Source organism: Psychrobacillus psychrodurans, assembly GCF_050209195.1.
In the GTDB taxonomy this organism is placed as follows: Bacteria; Bacillota; Bacilli; order Bacillales_A; family Planococcaceae; genus Psychrobacillus; species Psychrobacillus psychrodurans.
This window is the reverse complement of sequence record NZ_CP189791.1, coordinates 2,138,830-2,156,298: the sequence shown is the minus strand read 5'-3', so window position 1 is coordinate 2,156,298 and position 17,469 is coordinate 2,138,830. Positions and strand designations below refer to the sequence as shown.

The following is a 17,469-nucleotide window of genomic DNA, read 5'->3' as shown; positions in this document are numbered from 1 at the left end:
TTTACCCTTAAGACTCAGGCTGCTGCGCGACACATTATTTCATACGCCTCTGGCGTTACAAAGCCGATGCTTCCATGAATTCGTCTACGATTATACCAGCCTTCTATATATTGAAATAGGGAGATTCTCGCATTCTCAAAATCTTCATATCGTTTCCGATAGACCTCTTCTTTTTTGAGTGTGGCATGAAAGGACTCGATGCATGCATTGTCATAAGGGCATCCTTTACGACTGAATGATGCAATCATTTCATATTTTTTTAACTGTTCTTGAAATGCCTCACTTGTATATTGGGTACCTAGATCCGTATGGATGATCAATCCCGGTGAAGGATTTTGGGAATCGACGGCACTTTTTAAAGCATACAACACGATTTCTGTGGTCATCGTATGGGAAAACTTGTAGCCTACTATTTTCTTTGAATGCAAATCGAGGACAGACGCTAGATAACACCAGCCATCTCGAAGTGTATGGATATACGTGATATCTGCCACCCATTTTTCATTGATTGTGGTTGTTGTAAAATCTTGCTTCAACACATTTTCTCGTTCTTCCACTGGTGTCTGTGTGCTTGCTGGACGGTATTTCTTCACAATGTTTGACTGGATGCCTGCTTGTTTCATCAGACGTTGGACTCTTTTTATACTGCAAGAATAGCCTTCTTTTAAAAGTACTCGATGTATTTTGGGAGCGCCATAGATACCTTTGCTTCCTTTATGAATGGCTATTATACGATCCAATATTGCCTCATTGGCCACGTGGTAGCTGTTCGGTTTCTTATGAAATGAATGATAATAAGTACTTTTAGGCATCTTTAAAATGCGACACATCACTTGTACTGGATGATGCCCGCTTTCATTTGTAATGTAGTTGATCAGTTCTTCGTCCTCTATTTTCTCGCGAATATGGTCATAGCCTTTTTTAGGATTTCAAGCTCCTGTTTTAACCGGAGGTTTTCTTTTTGAATCATTTCTACATCGGATACAGTTAATTCCTTTGTCCCTTCGATTGTAGAGAACTGTTTAATCCATTTATAGATGGTTACTTCTGAAACACCATATTCGCTAGATAGTTGGCTGACCGGGGTACCTGAGCTGTGAAGCTCCACTACTGTTTGTTTAAATTCTTGGTTATACCGTTTTTTACTCATAATACAGACACGACCTTTCGTTAGTTCAATTTTATTGACTTAACCAAGATGTGTCCATACATCTATTCTACATTCAGAAGAGCTTTTAATAACACATTAAAAAGATTGATATCATTTGTTTAAATTTAATAGAGTTAACGTGAAGATTAAAACAAGTAGCTAATAATAGAATACAAACGACGGGGGAGAAAAGTCCATGGGATTTCCAAATTTGGAAACAACACGGTTGAACTTAGTTCAAGTTGAAAAGGAACATGCTCAAAGCTTTTACGAAATTATGTCAAGAAACGAAGTGACCAAGTACTATGGAATGGAGAGTTTGAAAAGTCTAGAAGATGCTCTAAAAATAGTCGAGTCTTTCCAAAACACATACAAGATACTGGCGAGTTTGTAGGTACATTGGGATTAAACAATCTTAGCACCAGGAGTAAAAAAGCTGAGATTGGTTTTGAGCTGCATCCTTCACATTGGAACAAAGGGATTATGACTGAAGCTGTAAGGGAAATATTACGATATTCATTTGAGGATTTAGAAATATATAGAATTGGTGCTATAACTTATCCACAGAATGAGCCATCTATACAGTTATTAAAACGGTTGGGTTTTACTGAGGAGGGATTATTAAGGGGTTACCTCTATCAAAATAATCAGTCTCATCATGCTTTAGTTTTTTCATTGTTAAGAACAGAATGGCAATAAATATTATTGAACCAGTATAGTTAAACAAGTGGTACATGTCCATCTAAGGCGGAGATAACAAGGGTGATTGCACAAAAATTGCAATCGCTATTTTGGCAGAAAATATTCTTTAATGATATCGATCTATATACATTCCTTAAAAGAAAGGAGAAAATTATAAATTTGATTAATTATTTTGAACGTAAAATAAGATTAAAAGACTTCGAAGTTTGGGATTTACGAATTGCCAAACGAAACTTATCATTATTCATATTAGATGAACATCGACGTGCTACATTAGAGGATTTTGAAATGCCAGAGCTAATTTATGAAGAAGGTGACCAACGTGTGAATTATGTATCTGCTAAGTATTACTCAAAAGAAGTTGTTTTAGAAGAACATAAAGAAATACTTGGTGAATTTGCAAGAATGCTAACAGAACATTTAGCATTGGCACATTGTGAAGTTATTATAAAATTTTATCAAGAAAACCCTAAAAAAGCACTAGACCGAATTATGTTAGCTAAATATGGTTTCAAAGAGTCTGAAATTCCTTTAAAAAAACTATGGCACTTTAATCAAGAATAGAAGTTGAGTTTTTTCCCTAAAGTTTGAAAATTAAAAATGATAAAAGGTTGTGTAGGACTGTAGAATGACTATGAAATAGTTGATTTAAATAGATACATATGGGGAAAGAAGGTATAAATATGCCTGGTGAGCTGAATAACTTTGCTCAAGGATACATAGAAAATCCAGAGAGAATAAAAAAGTTATATAAACGAACATTGATCATAATCGTTATTTCTCAAATGTTTGGAGGAGCAGGATTAGCAGCTGGAGTAACAGTTGGAGCATTACTTGCAGAACAAATGCTTGGAACAAATGCATTTGCAGGGCTTCCAGCAGCTTTTTTGACTTTAGGATCAGCAGGAGCTGCTTTTTCAGTAGGAAGACTTTCTAACCGTCTTGGTAGACGCATGGGTCTTGCAACAGGCTTTATAACAGGCGGCCTCGGAGCAATAGGCGTTGTTTTTGCGACTGTTTTTAATAGTGTGCCTATATTATTTGCTTCCTTATTTGTATACGGTGCAGGAACTGCAACAAATTTACAAGCTCGCTATGCCGGTACAGATCTAGCAACTAATAAACAGCGGGGCACTGCTGTAAGTATAGCAATGGTTTCCACGACATTTGGAGCAGTTGCTGGTCCAAACCTAGTGGATGTAATGGGGAATTTCGCACTTTCAATTGGTGTTCCTGAATTAGCAGGTCCGTTTATTTTATCGGCAGCAGCATTTATATTAGCAGGAATTGTGATATTTACTTTTTTACGTCCTGATCCACTCATTATTGCGTTAAACATAAATACAAATAAAAAAAACACGATACTTAACGAGACTCTCGAAAAGAAACAAAGTAATAAAAAAGGAATTACAATTGGAGCTACCATTATGGTTCTTAGTCAAATTGTGATGCTTGCTATTATGACAATGACACCGATTCATATGGGACATCATGGTTACAGTTTAAGGGAAATCGGACTTGTTATCGGGTTTCATATAGGTGCAATGTATCTGCCTTCACTCTTCACGGGGATTCTTGTTGATAAGTTTGGTCGAACTGCCATGGCGATTGCTTCTGGAATCACATTGCTGCTTGCAGGAGTTGTAGCTGCAATTGCACCCGCTGACTCTTTATTCCTTCTTGTTGTTGCATTATCGTTACTTGGAATAGGATGGAATTTGGGGTTAATAAGCGGTACAGCCTTAATTGTTGATTCAACAGAACCTTCAACACGTGCCAAAACTCAAGGGACTGTGGATGTTTTTATTGCATTAGCAGGTGCAACCGGAGGTATCATGTCAGGACTGGTTGTTGCTGGTACAAGTTACGAAACGTTATCACTTGCCGGAGGGATTTTGTCTTTAATACTCATTCCAGTTGTAATATGGTCCCGCAGTGGAAAAGAATGATGGTACAAACGAAAATATTTCTTGTTTAACAAACGAGTGCGATTGTTGAACAAGATTATCAGTTATTAACAACTCTCCACTCTTAAGAGTTTGGAATAATAATGATTTTATATTGGTTTTTACTCTTAGTTTGAATTTAGACCTCCAGGGTACAATAGTACAGAGGACAAATTGTAGGTAGGAGGTGTTTACATGAATCAGAAATATGAAGAGTGTCTTAAAGCTTGCAACGAATGTCTAGAGGCTTGTAACAAATGTTATGATGCTTGTTTAAGGGAAGATCATGTAAAAATGATGGTAGAGTGCATTAGATTAGATCGAGCTTGTGCGGATGCTTGTGCATTTGCTATACAAGCAATGACTTCTAATAGCCCTTTTATGAAAGAGATTTGTCAACTTTGTGCGGAAATTTGTGAACGTTGCGCGGATGAATGTGCTAAGCACGACCATGAACATTGTCAAAGATGTGCTGAATCTTGCCGAAAATGTGCAAAAGCATGTCGTGAAATGAGTATGTAAGTTAAAATTACTAGGAATTTAATTTTGATTATTAAAAGGCTACTGCAAAAAGTAAGCAATATACTTTTTGTGGTAGCCTTAAATTTCTCTAAAAGAAAAAATGAAAGTGATGTTCCATCTTGCTGTGACATAAATGTAGAAACTCGTCAGAATGAGTCTCTTTAATATATAGACATTAAATAATAGCTCTGAAATTTTCTACTTTACATACCACACCATGGTATGGTAATATGAAACCAAGTTAGGAGGTTGAGCTGATGGAAAACGTATTGAAAGATACTATTTACGATAAAGAGTTTGTCACATCCTGCCGGAAAAGCCATCATCCAGAACGTGTAAAAAAGGATTTAACAACTCGATTAAATCGTATAGAAGGGCAAATACGAGGGATCAAAGGCATGATAGATAAAGACGTTTACTGTGACGATGTAATTACACAACTGTCTGCGACACAATCTGCTTTAAATAGTGTAGCCAAAATTCTTTTGGAAGGTCATCTAAAAGGCTGTGTAGTTGATCGCCTTTCAGAAGGTGATGAAGAGGTATTAGACGAACTACTTGTGACGATTCAAAAGCTCATGAAAAAATAAAAAGATATAACTAGCATAATGCAAAAATTTTTAATTAAAATATACCCCAGTGGTGTATGTGGGTTATATATACTTCAATTAAGGAGAGAAAAAATATGCAAAATTTAACATTAAATGTACAAGGAATGTCTTGTGGACATTGCGTGAACGCAATCGAAAAAAGCGTTGGTCAATTAACTGGAGTAGAACTAGTAAAAGTAAACTTAACGGACGCGCAAGTAAATCTAGCATTCAATGAAGTGCAAGTATCACTCGATAAAATTAAAGAAACGATTGAAGATCAAGGTTATGAGGTAGAATAAAAATTGATGGAGTGCTTCCATAGCACTCTCTTATTTTCAAAATTAGATACCCCTAGATGGTATGAAAGAGGTGGAAAGTAACATGAATACAGAAGTTAAAGAAGCTAACTTGCAAATTACAGGAATGACATGCGCAGCGTGTGCAATTCGTATAGAAAAAGGGTTAAATAAAATGGATGGTGTCGAACAAGCAAGTGTGAACTTGGCACTTGAAAAGTCATCGATTAAATATGATCCGTCCAAACTGAGTGCAGCCGATTTTGAAAAAAAAATCGAAGCACTTGGTTACGGTGTTGTTAAACAAAAAGCGGAATTTGATATTACAGGAATGACTTGTGCCGCATGTTCTACTCGCATTGAAAAAGGGTTAAATAAAATAGAAGGTGTTGCAATTGCGAACGTCAATCTAGCGCTTGAAAAAGCAACAATCGAATTTAATCCATCAGAAGTAACAGTTGCGGACATTATTGCCAAGGTAGAGAAGCTCGGTTATGGTGCACATCAAAAGCAAGAGGATACAGAACAAGTGGACCACAGAGAAAAGGCAATAAAAGATCAGAAACGTAAATTCATTATTTCGGCCATTTTATCGTTACCTTTACTATGGACGATGGTAGGGCACTTTACATTTACATCATTCCTATATGTACCGGATTTTTTAATGAATCCATGGATACAACTGATTTTGGCAACACCAGTCCAATTTATTATCGGGAAACAGTTTTATGTGGGTGCTTATAAAGCACTTCGTAATGGTAGTGCAAACATGGATGTACTTGTTGTCATGGGTACTTCCGCAGCCTATTTTTATAGTGTATATCAAGCAGTTGTTACAGCTGGAACACATCACGGTCCACACCTATATTTTGAAACAAGTGCGGTACTGATTACACTTATTATTTTAGGTAAATTATTTGAGGCAAAAGCTAAAGGACGTTCGTCTGAAGCTATAAAAAAATTAATGGGGCTTCAAGCTAAAACAGCCATAGTCGTTCGTGATGGAGTTGAAAAAGAAGTACCCTTAGAAGAAGTAGTGATAGGTGACACAATTTTAGTGAAACCAGGTGAAAAAATCCCAGTTGATGGGGAGGTTTTAGAAGGAATTACAGCAGTGGATGAATCCATGTTAACAGGTGAAAGTTTACCTGTGGATAAAAATACAGGCGATGTATTATATGGATCAACCATTAACAAAAATGGTTTCATCAAAATGAAAGCAACAAAAGTTGGTCGTGACACTACATTAGCTCAAATTATTAAAGTAGTAGAAGATGCACAAGGGTCAAAAGCTCCGATCCAACGAATGGCAGATCAAATTTCGGGTATTTTTGTACCAATAGTAATAGGGATTGCTATCCTTACCTTCCTAGTATGGATTATCTGGGTGCAACCAGGTGAATTTACAGCCGCACTTGAAGTGTTGATAGCGGTACTGGTTATTGCTTGTCCGTGTGCACTTGGTCTGGCTACACCAACTTCAATTATGGCGGGTTCTGGTCGTGCAGCTGAGTTAGGCATTTTATTCAAAGGTGGAGAGCACTTAGAGCAGACACAAAGTATTGACACGGTTGTAGTTGATAAAACTGGAACTGTTACACATGGTAAACCTGTTTTAACAGATGTTGTGCTAGCATCTGGTCAAGAGGAAGAAAAACTCCTGTCCTTAATCGGTGCGGCCGAGAAACAATCAGAACACCCATTAGCACAAGCAATCGTTGAAGGTATTCAAGACAAAAGCATTGAACTGGGTAAAGTTCAATTTTTCGAAGCAATCCCCGGTTACGGTGTCCAGGCAACCGTTTCAGGTCAGGCCGTTGTTATAGGTACACGCAAACTTATGCAGCAATATGGAATAGAAATACAATCAGTTCTTCCAACGATGGAAAAGTTAGAGAGTGATGGCAAAACAGCAATGTTAGCTGCCATTAATGGACAATATGCAGGAATAGTTGCAGTAGCAGATACAATAAAAGATACCTCTCGGGAAGCTGTAGACCGATTACAACAAATGGGCATCAAAGTGATCATGATGACAGGTGATAATGAACGTACAGCCCAAGCAATTGGAAAAGAGGTAGGCGTTGATGCAGTTATTGCAGAAGTGCTTCCCGAAGGTAAAGCAGAAGAAGTGAAAAAGCTACAACAACAGGGCAAAAAGGTTGCAATGGTTGGTGACGGTATTAATGATGCACCAGCACTAGCAACAGCCAATATTGGGATGGCCATTGGTACTGGAACTGACGTAGCGATGGAAGCTGCTGATGTGACATTAATTCGCGGAGATTTAAACAGCATTGCTGATGCGATTATAATGAGTCGTAAAACAATGCGCAATATTAAACAAAACTTATTCTGGGCATTTGGCTATAATACACTTGGTATTCCAATTGCGGCAATAGGATTACTTGCACCTTGGGTAGCAGGTGCAGCGATGGCATTTAGTTCCGTGTCAGTTGTACTGAACGCTTTACGTTTACAAAGAGTGAAATTAGATAAGTAAAATTACTGGTGACTATAGAGTAAACTACATTGTTTGCTCTATAGATTACATATGAATAGTTTCATTGAAAGGTAATGGTGAAAATGGAGATAACCCCACTCAATAAAAAGATTAAACTGGCTGTAAATGGTGGCATTTCATTTGGTGCAAAACTAAATGCTAAACAATTGGCTGTCATTATAGATTATATGAGCGATAGTGATGAACTGGAGTTGACCACATTTCAACTACTTTACATCGAGGTACCTGAGAGTAAGTTGGAATTAGTAGAAGAGAAATTTAAGGAAGTAGGATTGTCATGTTATCCAGTTGGAAACTTTGTGAAAAGCTTAAGAACCTGCAACTTTTGTAAAGGTTTAGAAGAAGAAGGAATGCCTGTAGCCATTGAACTAAACAAGCGAATAGCAGGTAAACCAGTTCCTTTCACACTGCGCCCAGCTTACACTGGATGTCCTATAGGATGTGGTGAACCGCTTGTAAATGATATAGGCATTATGAAAGTAAAAAACGGATATGACTTATACATTGGCGGAAAATCAAAAGGAAAGGATGCTCAAATAGGTACTTTATTGATGGAGCAACTAATGCCTGAACAGCTGTATAAAGTTGTCGAAAAAACTATTCATATTTATGCTGAACAAGGCAAGAAAAGGGAAACCTTTATAAAATTCATTAACCGTTTTGGATTTGAAAACCTGAAAGATGAACTAGCTATATAGGGTTTTGTATTGAAACCCAAGTATCAGCCCTACATCACAATAAAATATAAATAAAAAGCTAGTTGTACTATTTTGTATGAAATCACACCTTTCGATTACTATAACGGAATCATTCGTAAAAAAAGACTGTCCAGAAAAATTAATTACATCTGTACAGCCTTTTACATTTATCTCGTATACTAACTTCTTATTTTAGGAAATCTTCGGTCGATGTAACATCACAATACATACCGTTAAGCGCACCGACAAACGCATAATGAACTTGATCAGCTGGAACGACCTTACCTTCATAAGACAAGTCTCTTGTTGCACATGCATCTTCAATAAGTGTAGTTTCATAGCCAAGATCCACTGCAGCTCTGACTGTGGCATCAATACACATATGTGTCATCATACCCACAACCACTACCTTAGTTATTCCTTTTTCTTTTAGTTTGATTTCTAATTCAGTCTTTAAAAAGCTGTTAGGGAAATGTTTGATAATAATGCTTTCATTTTCCAATGGTTGAACAGTTTCATGTATTTCAGCCCCTACGGTATCAGAAATGAAGAAGCCTAGTGCTGGGTCAGCTGCGATATGTTGAATATGAAAGATGTTCTCTTTGTTATTCTTTCTAAACCAGTCAAGTACTTTCGCAGCATTAGCGGCCGCTTTTTCAGGGTTACTTAATTCCATATTTCCTTTTGGAAAATAGTCGTTTTGAATATCTACAATAATTAGAGCTGTGCTCATTTTCTCCACCTCATTCAAGTTATTTTGTTACACTATAATCATAGAACGTTTAATAGTTTATATCGATAGGTTGACGAAACACTTTTACCTCTAAAAATTTCATGGTGAAAGGAATTTATAATGGAACTTGATAATATTGATTTTCAAATTCTTCGGTTATTATCCGAAAACTCTCGTGTTCAATGGAAAGACTTAGGTGAACAAATTCATATGACGGGACAAGCAGTAGGTAATCGTATAAAAAAACTGGAGGAGAATGGGGTTATTAAAGCTTACTCATTAATAGTTGATGAAATGAAATTAGGACTTACTTATACTGCGTTTGTCATTATTTATATGAAAACAGTCAATCATGATTCATTTATAAGATTAATGAATGATCGAAAAGAAGTGGTAGAGGTTCACCGCGTATCGGGAGAAGCCTGTTATCATATAAAAATAAAAGTGAGTTCTCAAGAACAATTGAATCTTTTTTTGGATAAAATTCTTGAGTACGGTAACTATACTGTACATTTATCTATCCAGGAGATTAAACTACAGAATCCGTTACTGCTACATGACAATAATAGATTAGAGTTCTAGGTGTGTGGTTAGATTAGGTCCTTTAATTTAAAGTCCTTTTTTAACGCTTCGGTAGACTTTGGATAAATTTGTCGCTGTATCCTTACCGATTGATTTTTAGAAGGTGTAATGTTAAATTACGTCACCATCACACCTTCTTAATTCGATAATTTTATAGCGTCTGTCCTTCGTCCTCCTACACCATCTCGAGGGTTTAAATAGACATGCAAATCATAATTATAGATTGTCATAATAAGTAGTGTGCATTAATAGACCAGGCAAGCTGTCTGTATTGACAACATACCTATTAGGGTATAATATAATGCTTGTCAGTATGTTATTGTTTAACCTGGAGGAGAGTATCTATGGAATACAATGATCAAATGAAAAACAGAGTGAAGCGTATGGAAGGTCAACTTCGGGGAATCTTGAAAATGATGGAAGAAAACAAAGATTGTAAAGAAGTCATTACGCAGTTGTCAGCTGTTCGCTCAGCAGTAGACAGAACAATTGGTGTGATAGTGAGTTCAAACTTAGTTGAATGTGTCCAAGAAGCCGGAGTAAATGGAGAAAAAACAGATGAAATGATTAAAGAAGCTGTCAACTTGCTTGTAAAAAGCAGATGAAACTCAAGGGTTGACATCTTTTTTTTCTTTCGTTATTATACCCATAGGGGTAATTGTGAAAAGAAAAGGAGGAATAAAAATGAATGCTGATAAAGTATTAGATGCAAAAGGATTAGCATGCCCAATGCCAATAGTAAAAAGTAGAATGACCATAAATGAACTTGAAGGGGGCCAAATACTAGAGGTTCACACAACAGATAAGGGAGCTAAAAACGACTTTCCAGCCTGGGCTAAATCTGGTGGGCACGAGCTTCTGAAACATGAGGAAGAAAATGATGTATTAAAGTTTTGGATTAAAAAGGGCTAATTCTATTTTTTTATACAATTTTATACCCTAGGGGGTAAAAAGCATATCTATAAAGGTGGTAAAGATTTGGAATACGTAACTTACATCGTTATTGGTCTTATATTGCTTTTCATCTTACAACGCGTTGTACCAACAAAAGGTGTTAGGCATATTTCAACAACTGATTTAAAAGAGGAGTTAAATAACAAAAATAAACAATTTGTTGATGTACGAACACTTGGAGAATTTAAAGGAAATCACATTAAAGGCTTTAAAAATATTCCTCTCCATCAACTCTCTCAGAAAGCGGAGAAGGAGCTTTCAAAGGAAAAAGAAGTGATTATCATTTGCCAAAGTGGAATGAGGAGCCAAAAAGCCAGTAAGATGCTCCAAGAAATAGGCTTTACAAAAGTGACAAATGTAAAAGGCGGCATGAGCAACTGGAGATAGTAGAATAAGGGGGACTTACAATGAAAGAAATGACTGCAAAAGAAGTAGAGGCTTTAATTAATGAAGTAAAGCTATTGAATATCATCGATGTGCGTGAGGTAGATGAAGTAGCAGAAGGGAAAATTCCTGGAGCAATAAACATTCCATTAGGATTAGTCGAATTTCGTATGCATGAATTAAATAAATCAAAAGAATATATCATAGTTTGCCGTTCAGGAGGAAGAAGTGGCCATGCAACACAATTCCTTGAAGACCAAGGTCATAAAGTGATCAATATGCAAGGTGGAATGCTTTCTTGGGAGGGCAAGATAGAGTAAAATTTTTTAATAGTTTTAATACCCATACCCGTATTAAAGTAGAGGTATGAAAAGGATTTATAAATAATGAGTGAGGAGAGATTTGAAAATGAATTCAGTAACAGTTTACACAACAACTCAATGCCCGTATTGTGTCATGTTAAAGAACTTTTTATCAGAGCAAAACATCTCTTTCAATGAAGTGAATGGTCAATGGATTATAGGCTTTGATCCAAATAATATCATGATCGCATTAAGAAATCGGGGGGAAAAATAAATGAATAAAAAAGTAGCAATTATCGCAAGCAATGGTGGATTATTTGATGCATACAAAGTGTTTAATATCGCAACTGCAGCTGCAGCAACAGATCAAGAAGTAGCTATTTTCTTCACATTCGAAGGCCTAAACTTAATCCACAAAGAGGCTAATCAGCAACTTCCGATGCCCGAAGGAAAAGAGCATTTTGCTGATGGATTTACGAAAGCTAATGTTCCAGCCATCCCAGATTTGCTTGCTATGGCAAAAGAAATGGGTGTTAGATTCATTGGCTGTCAAATGACAATAGATGTTATGGGATTAGATGAAGAGGATCTTATAGATGGAATTGAAGTAGGCGGTGCTGTCACATTTTTAGAATTTGCTATAGACGCGGATGTAACATTGACATTTTAACTTCATTCAGTAGAAGTCTTCTATTTCTAAAGAGGTAAAGTTTTTTGAAATAATGACGCAGTTATAACTTGAATATTTTATTTTTTTGTAAAAATATATACCCTAGGAGGTAAAGGTATGGATATAAAAGCTATGAATTCAATAGAAGTAACTAAAAAAGTAATTAACAAAGAAGAACTATTTATTTTAGATATTCGAAATACAACTGATTTCGCAGACTGGAAAATCGAAGGTGAAAACTTTGTTTATCTAAATGTTCCATACTTCGATTTAATGGATGGTGTGGAAGGAATCCTGGATGAGATTCCTGCTGATAAAGATGTACTTGTCGTTTGTGCAAAAGGGCGCTCATCTATAATGGTTGCAGAGATGCTAACTGAGGCGGGACTTTCTGTTTCATCCCTAGACGGTGGAATGAAAGCATGGAGTGAACATTTATCACCTGTTAAAGTGGGGAGTTTAAAGAATGGTGGAGAGATTTATCAGTTTGTACGTATTGGTAAGGGGTGCTTGTCTTATATGATCGTCTCAAACGGTGAGGCAGCCATTATCGATTCGGCAAGAACTACGGATATCTATCTTGAATTTGCAGAACGTATTGGTGTAAAAGTTACCCATGTATTTGATACACATCTACATGCCGATCATATTTCTGGTGGAAGAAAACTTGCTGAGAAAACAAGCGCAACCTACTGGCTCCCACCGAAAGATGCCGTAAATATAACATTTGAATATGAACCATTGGAAGATGGAAATGAAGTGGTAATTGGCAATACCGCTATCACTATTCATGCCTTATATTCTCCAGGTCACACAATTGGGTCAACATCCTTTGTTGTGGATGAAAAGTTCTTACTATCTGGGGATATTTTATTTATCGATTCAATTGGTAGACCAGACCTTGCTGGTTTAGCAGATGACTGGGTCTCAGATTTAAGAGAAAGTCTCTACGCAAGATATAGAGGATTATCTGGGGAGCTAATCGTTTTACCAGCACACTTTATGATCATCGATGAATTAAATGCAGATGGAAGTGTATCTGAAAAGTTAAGTACGCTCTACGAAACAAATCATGGGCTAAATATAGAAGATGAAAATGAATTTAGAAAACTTGTGACTGAAAATTTACCGCCCCAGCCAAATGCATATCAAGAGATTCGAGAAACGAATATGGGGATATTGAACCCTGATGAAGAAAAACAACGTGATATGGAAATTGGACCAAATCGTTGTTCGGTTCGATAAAAGTAATCAGATGCTGATGAGGTTGTTTCAAAAGAATTTCAAGGGATCAAAGAGGGAGCCGAAACAGGTTCCTTTTAAAAGGAGGAGGAAAATGGATATAGGTTTTATTGTTACCATCTTCTTCATTGGATTGATAGGCTCGTTTATTTCTGGAATGTTAGGAATAGGTGGATCCATTATTAATTTTCCGATGCTGTTGTATATCCCTTCTGCACTTGGTATTGCCCAGTTTACAGCCCATGAAGTATCAGGAATAACTGCCATCCAAGTATTTTTTGCTACGATTGGTGGAGTCTATGCATATCGAAAAGGAGAATTTTTAAATAAGAAATTAATTGTTTACATGGGTGCTAGTATTCTAATTGGTAGTTTCTTTGGGGGATTAGGTTCTACTAAAATGCCTGAAAGTGGAATCAATTTCGTATATGGAATTTTGGCAATAACTGCGGTCATCATGATGTTAATACCTAAAAAACGACTTGATGACAAACCCATTGGTCAAATCAGGTTTAACAAATGGCTTGCTGCTCTGCTCGCATTAATCGTTGGAGTTGGGGCAGGAATTGTTGGTGCAGGTGGGGCATTTTTATTAGTACCAATCATGCTAACCGTTTTAAAAATACCTACAAGAATGACAATTGCTTCGTCCTTAGCAATAACACTTATTTCATCAATAGGTGCCATCGCCGGAAAAATATCGACTGGGCAAGTGGAACTCTTACCATCACTTATCATGGTGGTTGCTAGCTTACTTGCCGCACCTCTTGGAGCTATGGTTGGAAAAAAGATAAATACAAAAGTGTTACAAATGATTTTAGCAATATTAATATTTATAACTGCAGTTAAAATTTGGTTAGATATATTAGTTTTTTAAATTTAATAAGCAATATTTATGGGAAATACATTAATTGGAAGGGTATAATTGCTTTAACTAATATGGCACCTGATGATATAAAAAAAGAAATTCAGCAATGGTGATTAAATGAGCACTGGGTCTAAACTAATTGCTTATGCGGCACTTTGCACGTAATCCATTCGCCGCTAGTTGGAATGTTGGAGGTAAAACCACATATGAAACGGATTAAATCAATAGAAGCTTGGCGAGAGTTATTGGAAAAGTCCAAAGAACAGCCTTTTCTTCTATTTAAATTCAGCAAGACATGCCAAAGTAGCTTATCAGCTATGAAAGAAGTACAAGCGCTTGAAACAGAACTTCCTAAATACATAGTCATTGTACAGGAGGACAGAACTGTTTCAAATTCAATAGAAAAAGATCTCAAGGTGAAGCATGAATCCCCTCAACTTCTAATCTTGAAAGATGGAAAAGGAATTTGGCAGGCTACTCACTACAAAATAAAGAAGTCTCTATTAAACGAGGCAATTAATACGTATGTTTGATTACTAGCGCCTATGACTGTTCAAGAATTAGGTCAGCTCTTTTATGGGGGTTGAACAAAATATTACTAGTGAATGAGATTCACAAAATTAATCCTTTGAGAAGAAAGGAGAAGATATGGTTACATTAACAACGGTCACTGCAGTTGAAAAGTTTATGGAGGATCATCAGTTTAGTTTCTTATATGTATCAAGAACTAATTGTGGAGTATGTCACGCTATACTGCCTCAGCTTAAGGATTTACTGAAAGAATTTCCACTAATACATTTAGGGCATATAAATGCAGATGATGTCGAAGAAATAGCTGGACGTCTTTCAGTTCTTACTGTACCTGCACTAATTTTATTTGTAGAAGGTAAAGAAATTATAAGGGAAGCACGGTTTGTTCAAATGCAATCTTTGCATGAAAAGATAAGTAAAGTTTATAACATGATTGTTGAGAAATCAGATTGATTTTGGTTCATTCAGTTTTATAGAAAATATTTCTCTTAGCAATTATAGATTCAAAAGCATATGAAAGGATGATAAAATGATGAATCATTGGAATATACGTTTTCAAACAGAGGATTATGTTTATGGTAAGGAACCGAATGCTTTCTTGAAGGAATTTCAGAAGAAAATAAAAGTTTCGGGCGAGGCTCTGGCCATAGCTGAAGGGGAAGGGCGTAATGCGGTTTACTTAGCGGAGCAGGGAATGAAAGTCACGGCATGGGATTATGCGGAATCAGGGCTAGCAAAAACAAATAAACTCGCAGATGAACGTGGGGTAGTGGTTAAGACTGAGCTTGTAGATTTAAACGAAGCAAACTGGAGTGAAACTAAATGGGATGAAATTGTTTGCATCTTTGGTCACTTCCCTGTAGAGCTACGACAAAAAACTCTTCTAGGTGTGAAAGAGGTTATAAAGCCTGGAGGTTACTTCCTGACAGAGGTGTATTCACATCACCAGCTTCCTTATAAGAGTGGTGGACCGCAAGATCTAGATTTTCTATATAAACCTGATGAGTTTTTGAAAATTTTTGCTGAATGGCGTATTGTTCACTTTTTCATGGGAGAGGTTGTACGTCAAGAAGGAGAACTTCATAATGGCGTGTCGCATGTTATCCAATTTGTTGGGCAAAAGCCGGGGAAGTTACAGCATTAAAGTGAATAAGATAACGTGCTGTCTCAAATGAATATAAGGTTATGGCTTATCCAACTGCCTATATGATTGACACTAATGGTCGCATTCAATTTAACACGATGGGTGCAATGAATTACGAATTCATGGTGCAGCAGTTTGAAATGATGCAATAGGTCACTTATATCAGGAATAGACATAGTTCTTATGAAGTAATTAGTTATATTGTAAACAACACCGTTCATAAATAGAACAGTGTTGTTTACCTTTGAAATATTCTAGATCAATTCTAATATTAACACTTGGCATTTTTTTCACAAGAGGAAGAAGGTGAACAAAAATGACTGAAAAACGAGATAGATATAGTTTCCTATACAAAGATGATTGTTTCTACCATTTTAATTTCCTTTTCGTATATCGTCATTGTTATCCCTATAGACTTTGACGAAAAACCCCTCTGTCTCAGACCATTCCGCATACAGTATATCGTGAATATTAGTATATCCTTCCTGATACAGTTCCTCATAGAGCCATTCCTTTGACTTGCCCGTGTATCTTAGAATTTCTTCATTAATTTCCCCTTCATCTACAAATAGAAAATTGAGGGACTCATCTTCGGGCTTTAAATTGAGCATAGTCGGAGTGACCATATCAAATTTAGCGAACTTTTTCAAGCTGACCGTACCTCCAGGTTCCAAGTACAAATCGCAAACTTCCCGAAGAGAGAAGACCCCTTGCTGTCGTAGCATGATTCGTAATTGCTCCATTTCTAAATGATTTGCTTCCAATTCTTTTACGTTGAATTCGCCATTTCTGATTAATATTGAAGTTTCCCCTTTTAGAAGAACCCTTATTTTGTCAAAGCGCTTCGACAGTTTTTCAATGATAAACAACAACACTCCCCATACCGCGACAGCGAACCATACTTTAAGAACTGAAACTTTGTCATCATAGATACTTTCTTCTAATATCCCACCAAGTACAAGAGAATAAATAAAATCAAAGGGGGTGAGCTGTGACATTTCTTTTTTCCCCAATAGACGCGTCACAATTAATAGAGCAATCAACCCAAAAAACAACTTCAATCCAATATCCACATATGTCATCAATTCCACTCCTCTGCTTTTCTTACTTCTAATATTTTCTCGTGCTAATTGACAATATAGTGTCGTAAACACTCCAGTAATATTAATGTTCATTAATTGAGATCCTGTAGAAGGATGTTCCTTAAAATCATTAGGATCTTCCATCAACCGTTCTCTTTAGCTATATAATCCTATACCCATTCTGTGAAAATTTTCATCCTTTTTGCTGTAGTTCAGGTTACCTCTTATTTAATTAAAAGGAAGAGTGTGATATAGAGAATTATTTGTTGTAATAAACACTTCGATATTTGAAATCTATGTAAAAATTTAAACTAGAAATGAGTGAAAAGATAAAGCATATCTTACTTTTCATTTAATGAAGTATTGTCTTGGATTTTTAATTAAAGGCTTTTAAATGCGAAATAAAAAAAAGAAAATGCAGAAAAGCAGCAGGTAATATATTTATAGTTTGATTACTAGTAGCTTGCTTTATTTGAAATGGTATCTCACTTTTTTTCACTTAATATCTCCAATTTTAAAGTTGTCTAGTGACAGTCATATTAACTT

Annotated in this window: 22 protein-coding genes and 1 pseudogene; 20 read left to right on the top strand and 3 right to left on the bottom strand. The window is 36.3% G+C overall.

Annotation, left to right across the window (positions count from 1 at the left end; all coding sequences use genetic code 11):
* Positions 1-14: 14 nt before the first annotated feature.
* Positions 15-1,150, bottom strand: a protein-coding gene (locus ACQCPR_RS10290; RefSeq protein ID WP_427136950.1) for an IS3 family transposase whose coding sequence is annotated in 2 segments (ribosomal slippage) — positions 15-925 and positions 925-1,150 — 1,137 coding nt in all. Because the reading frame shifts where the segments join, the coding sequence is not laid out codon by codon here.
* A 196-nt stretch (positions 1,151-1,346) separates the two neighbouring features.
* On the opposite strand from ACQCPR_RS10290, the pseudogene ACQCPR_RS10285 reads away from it, so the two are divergent.
* The 8 genes and pseudogenes from ACQCPR_RS10285 (at position 1,347) to ACQCPR_RS10250 (ending at position 8,431) form a co-directional block, all read left to right on the top strand.
* A pseudogene (locus ACQCPR_RS10285) lies at positions 1,347-1,849 on the top strand (GNAT family N-acetyltransferase).
* Between the two features lie 162 nt (positions 1,850-2,011).
* Positions 2,012-2,416, top strand: a complete 405-nt coding sequence (locus tag ACQCPR_RS10280) for a hypothetical protein (protein WP_427136949.1) — start codon at positions 2,012-2,014, stop codon at positions 2,414-2,416.
* 119 nt (positions 2,417-2,535) lie between these two features.
* The gene (locus tag ACQCPR_RS10275) at positions 2,536-3,801 is read left to right on the top strand and encodes an MFS transporter (protein WP_090570358.1); all 1,266 of its coding nucleotides are present in this window, start codon (positions 2,536-2,538) and stop codon (positions 3,799-3,801) included.
* Between the two features lie 192 nt (positions 3,802-3,993).
* Positions 3,994-4,320: a four-helix bundle copper-binding protein gene (locus ACQCPR_RS10270; protein WP_090570356.1), complete on the top strand. Its 327-nt coding sequence runs from the start codon at positions 3,994-3,996 to the stop codon at positions 4,318-4,320.
* A gap of 257 nt (positions 4,321-4,577) precedes the next feature.
* Positions 4,578-4,910 (top strand): metal-sensitive transcriptional regulator, encoded by a 333-nt coding sequence (locus ACQCPR_RS10265; RefSeq protein ID WP_090570353.1) that lies wholly within the window; start codon positions 4,578-4,580, stop codon positions 4,908-4,910.
* Positions 4,911-5,005: 95 nt separating this feature from the next.
* Positions 5,006-5,212, top strand: a complete 207-nt coding sequence (gene copZ, locus ACQCPR_RS10260) for a copper chaperone CopZ (RefSeq protein ID WP_090570350.1) — start codon at positions 5,006-5,008, stop codon at positions 5,210-5,212.
* 82 nt (positions 5,213-5,294) lie between these two features.
* The gene (locus ACQCPR_RS10255; protein ID WP_427136948.1) at positions 5,295-7,712 is read left to right on the top strand and encodes a heavy metal translocating P-type ATPase; all 2,418 of its coding nucleotides are present in this window, start codon (positions 5,295-5,297) and stop codon (positions 7,710-7,712) included.
* An 83-nt stretch (positions 7,713-7,795) separates the two neighbouring features.
* The gene (locus tag ACQCPR_RS10250; protein WP_427136947.1) at positions 7,796-8,431 is read left to right on the top strand and encodes a nitrite reductase; all 636 of its coding nucleotides are present in this window, start codon (positions 7,796-7,798) and stop codon (positions 8,429-8,431) included.
* A 187-nt stretch (positions 8,432-8,618) separates the two neighbouring features.
* On the opposite strand, the gene ACQCPR_RS10245 is transcribed toward ACQCPR_RS10250, so the two are convergent.
* Positions 8,619-9,164: a cysteine hydrolase family protein gene (locus tag ACQCPR_RS10245; RefSeq protein ID WP_090570345.1), complete on the bottom strand. Its 546-nt coding sequence runs from the start codon at positions 9,162-9,164 to the stop codon at positions 8,619-8,621.
* 120 nt (positions 9,165-9,284) lie between these two features.
* On the opposite strand from ACQCPR_RS10245, the gene ACQCPR_RS10240 reads away from it, so the two are divergent.
* From ACQCPR_RS10240 to ACQCPR_RS10185, 12 genes are all read left to right on the top strand, one after another.
* A complete protein-coding gene (locus ACQCPR_RS10240) occupies positions 9,285-9,746 on the top strand; it encodes an Lrp/AsnC family transcriptional regulator (protein WP_427136946.1) in 462 nt (153 codons plus the stop codon).
* 344 nt (positions 9,747-10,090) lie between these two features.
* Entirely contained in the window at positions 10,091-10,351 is a 261-nt protein-coding gene (locus tag ACQCPR_RS10235; protein ID WP_090570339.1) for a metal-sensitive transcriptional regulator, read from the top strand.
* Between the two features lie 79 nt (positions 10,352-10,430).
* Entirely contained in the window at positions 10,431-10,658 is a 228-nt protein-coding gene (locus ACQCPR_RS10230; protein ID WP_090570336.1) for a sulfurtransferase TusA family protein, read from the top strand.
* Positions 10,659-10,724: 66 nt separating this feature from the next.
* Positions 10,725-11,087, top strand: coding sequence for a rhodanese-like domain-containing protein (locus ACQCPR_RS10225; protein ID WP_427136945.1), 363 nt, complete (start codon positions 10,725-10,727; stop codon positions 11,085-11,087).
* 20 nt (positions 11,088-11,107) lie between these two features.
* Positions 11,108-11,404: a rhodanese-like domain-containing protein gene (locus ACQCPR_RS10220; protein ID WP_427136944.1), complete on the top strand. Its 297-nt coding sequence runs from the start codon at positions 11,108-11,110 to the stop codon at positions 11,402-11,404.
* Between the two features lie 88 nt (positions 11,405-11,492).
* Positions 11,493-11,660: a glutaredoxin family protein gene (locus ACQCPR_RS10215; protein WP_427136943.1), complete on the top strand. Its 168-nt coding sequence runs from the start codon at positions 11,493-11,495 to the stop codon at positions 11,658-11,660.
* Entirely contained in the window at positions 11,661-12,056 is a 396-nt protein-coding gene (locus ACQCPR_RS10210) for a DsrE/DsrF/DrsH-like family protein (RefSeq protein ID WP_427136942.1), read from the top strand.
* A 117-nt stretch (positions 12,057-12,173) separates the two neighbouring features.
* Positions 12,174-13,301 (top strand): MBL fold metallo-hydrolase, encoded by a 1,128-nt coding sequence (locus tag ACQCPR_RS10205; protein ID WP_093496378.1) that lies wholly within the window; start codon positions 12,174-12,176, stop codon positions 13,299-13,301.
* A 91-nt stretch (positions 13,302-13,392) separates the two neighbouring features.
* Positions 13,393-14,175, top strand: a complete 783-nt coding sequence (locus ACQCPR_RS10200) for a sulfite exporter TauE/SafE family protein (RefSeq protein ID WP_427136941.1) — start codon at positions 13,393-13,395, stop codon at positions 14,173-14,175.
* Between the two features lie 197 nt (positions 14,176-14,372).
* The gene (gene ytxJ / locus ACQCPR_RS10195) at positions 14,373-14,699 is read left to right on the top strand and encodes a bacillithiol system redox-active protein YtxJ (RefSeq protein ID WP_427136940.1); all 327 of its coding nucleotides are present in this window, start codon (positions 14,373-14,375) and stop codon (positions 14,697-14,699) included.
* Between the two features lie 115 nt (positions 14,700-14,814).
* Positions 14,815-15,150, top strand: a complete 336-nt coding sequence (locus tag ACQCPR_RS10190; RefSeq protein ID WP_090570317.1) for a thioredoxin family protein — start codon at positions 14,815-14,817, stop codon at positions 15,148-15,150.
* Positions 15,151-15,229: 79 nt separating this feature from the next.
* Positions 15,230-15,841, top strand: a complete 612-nt coding sequence (locus ACQCPR_RS10185; RefSeq protein WP_427138931.1) for an SAM-dependent methyltransferase — start codon at positions 15,230-15,232, stop codon at positions 15,839-15,841.
* A gap of 374 nt (positions 15,842-16,215) precedes the next feature.
* Here ACQCPR_RS10185 and ACQCPR_RS10180 read toward each other — a convergent pair whose 3' ends face one another.
* Positions 16,216-17,067, bottom strand: coding sequence for a DUF421 domain-containing protein (locus ACQCPR_RS10180; protein WP_427136939.1), 852 nt, complete (start codon positions 17,065-17,067; stop codon positions 16,216-16,218).
* Positions 17,068-17,469 lie beyond the last annotated feature (402 nt).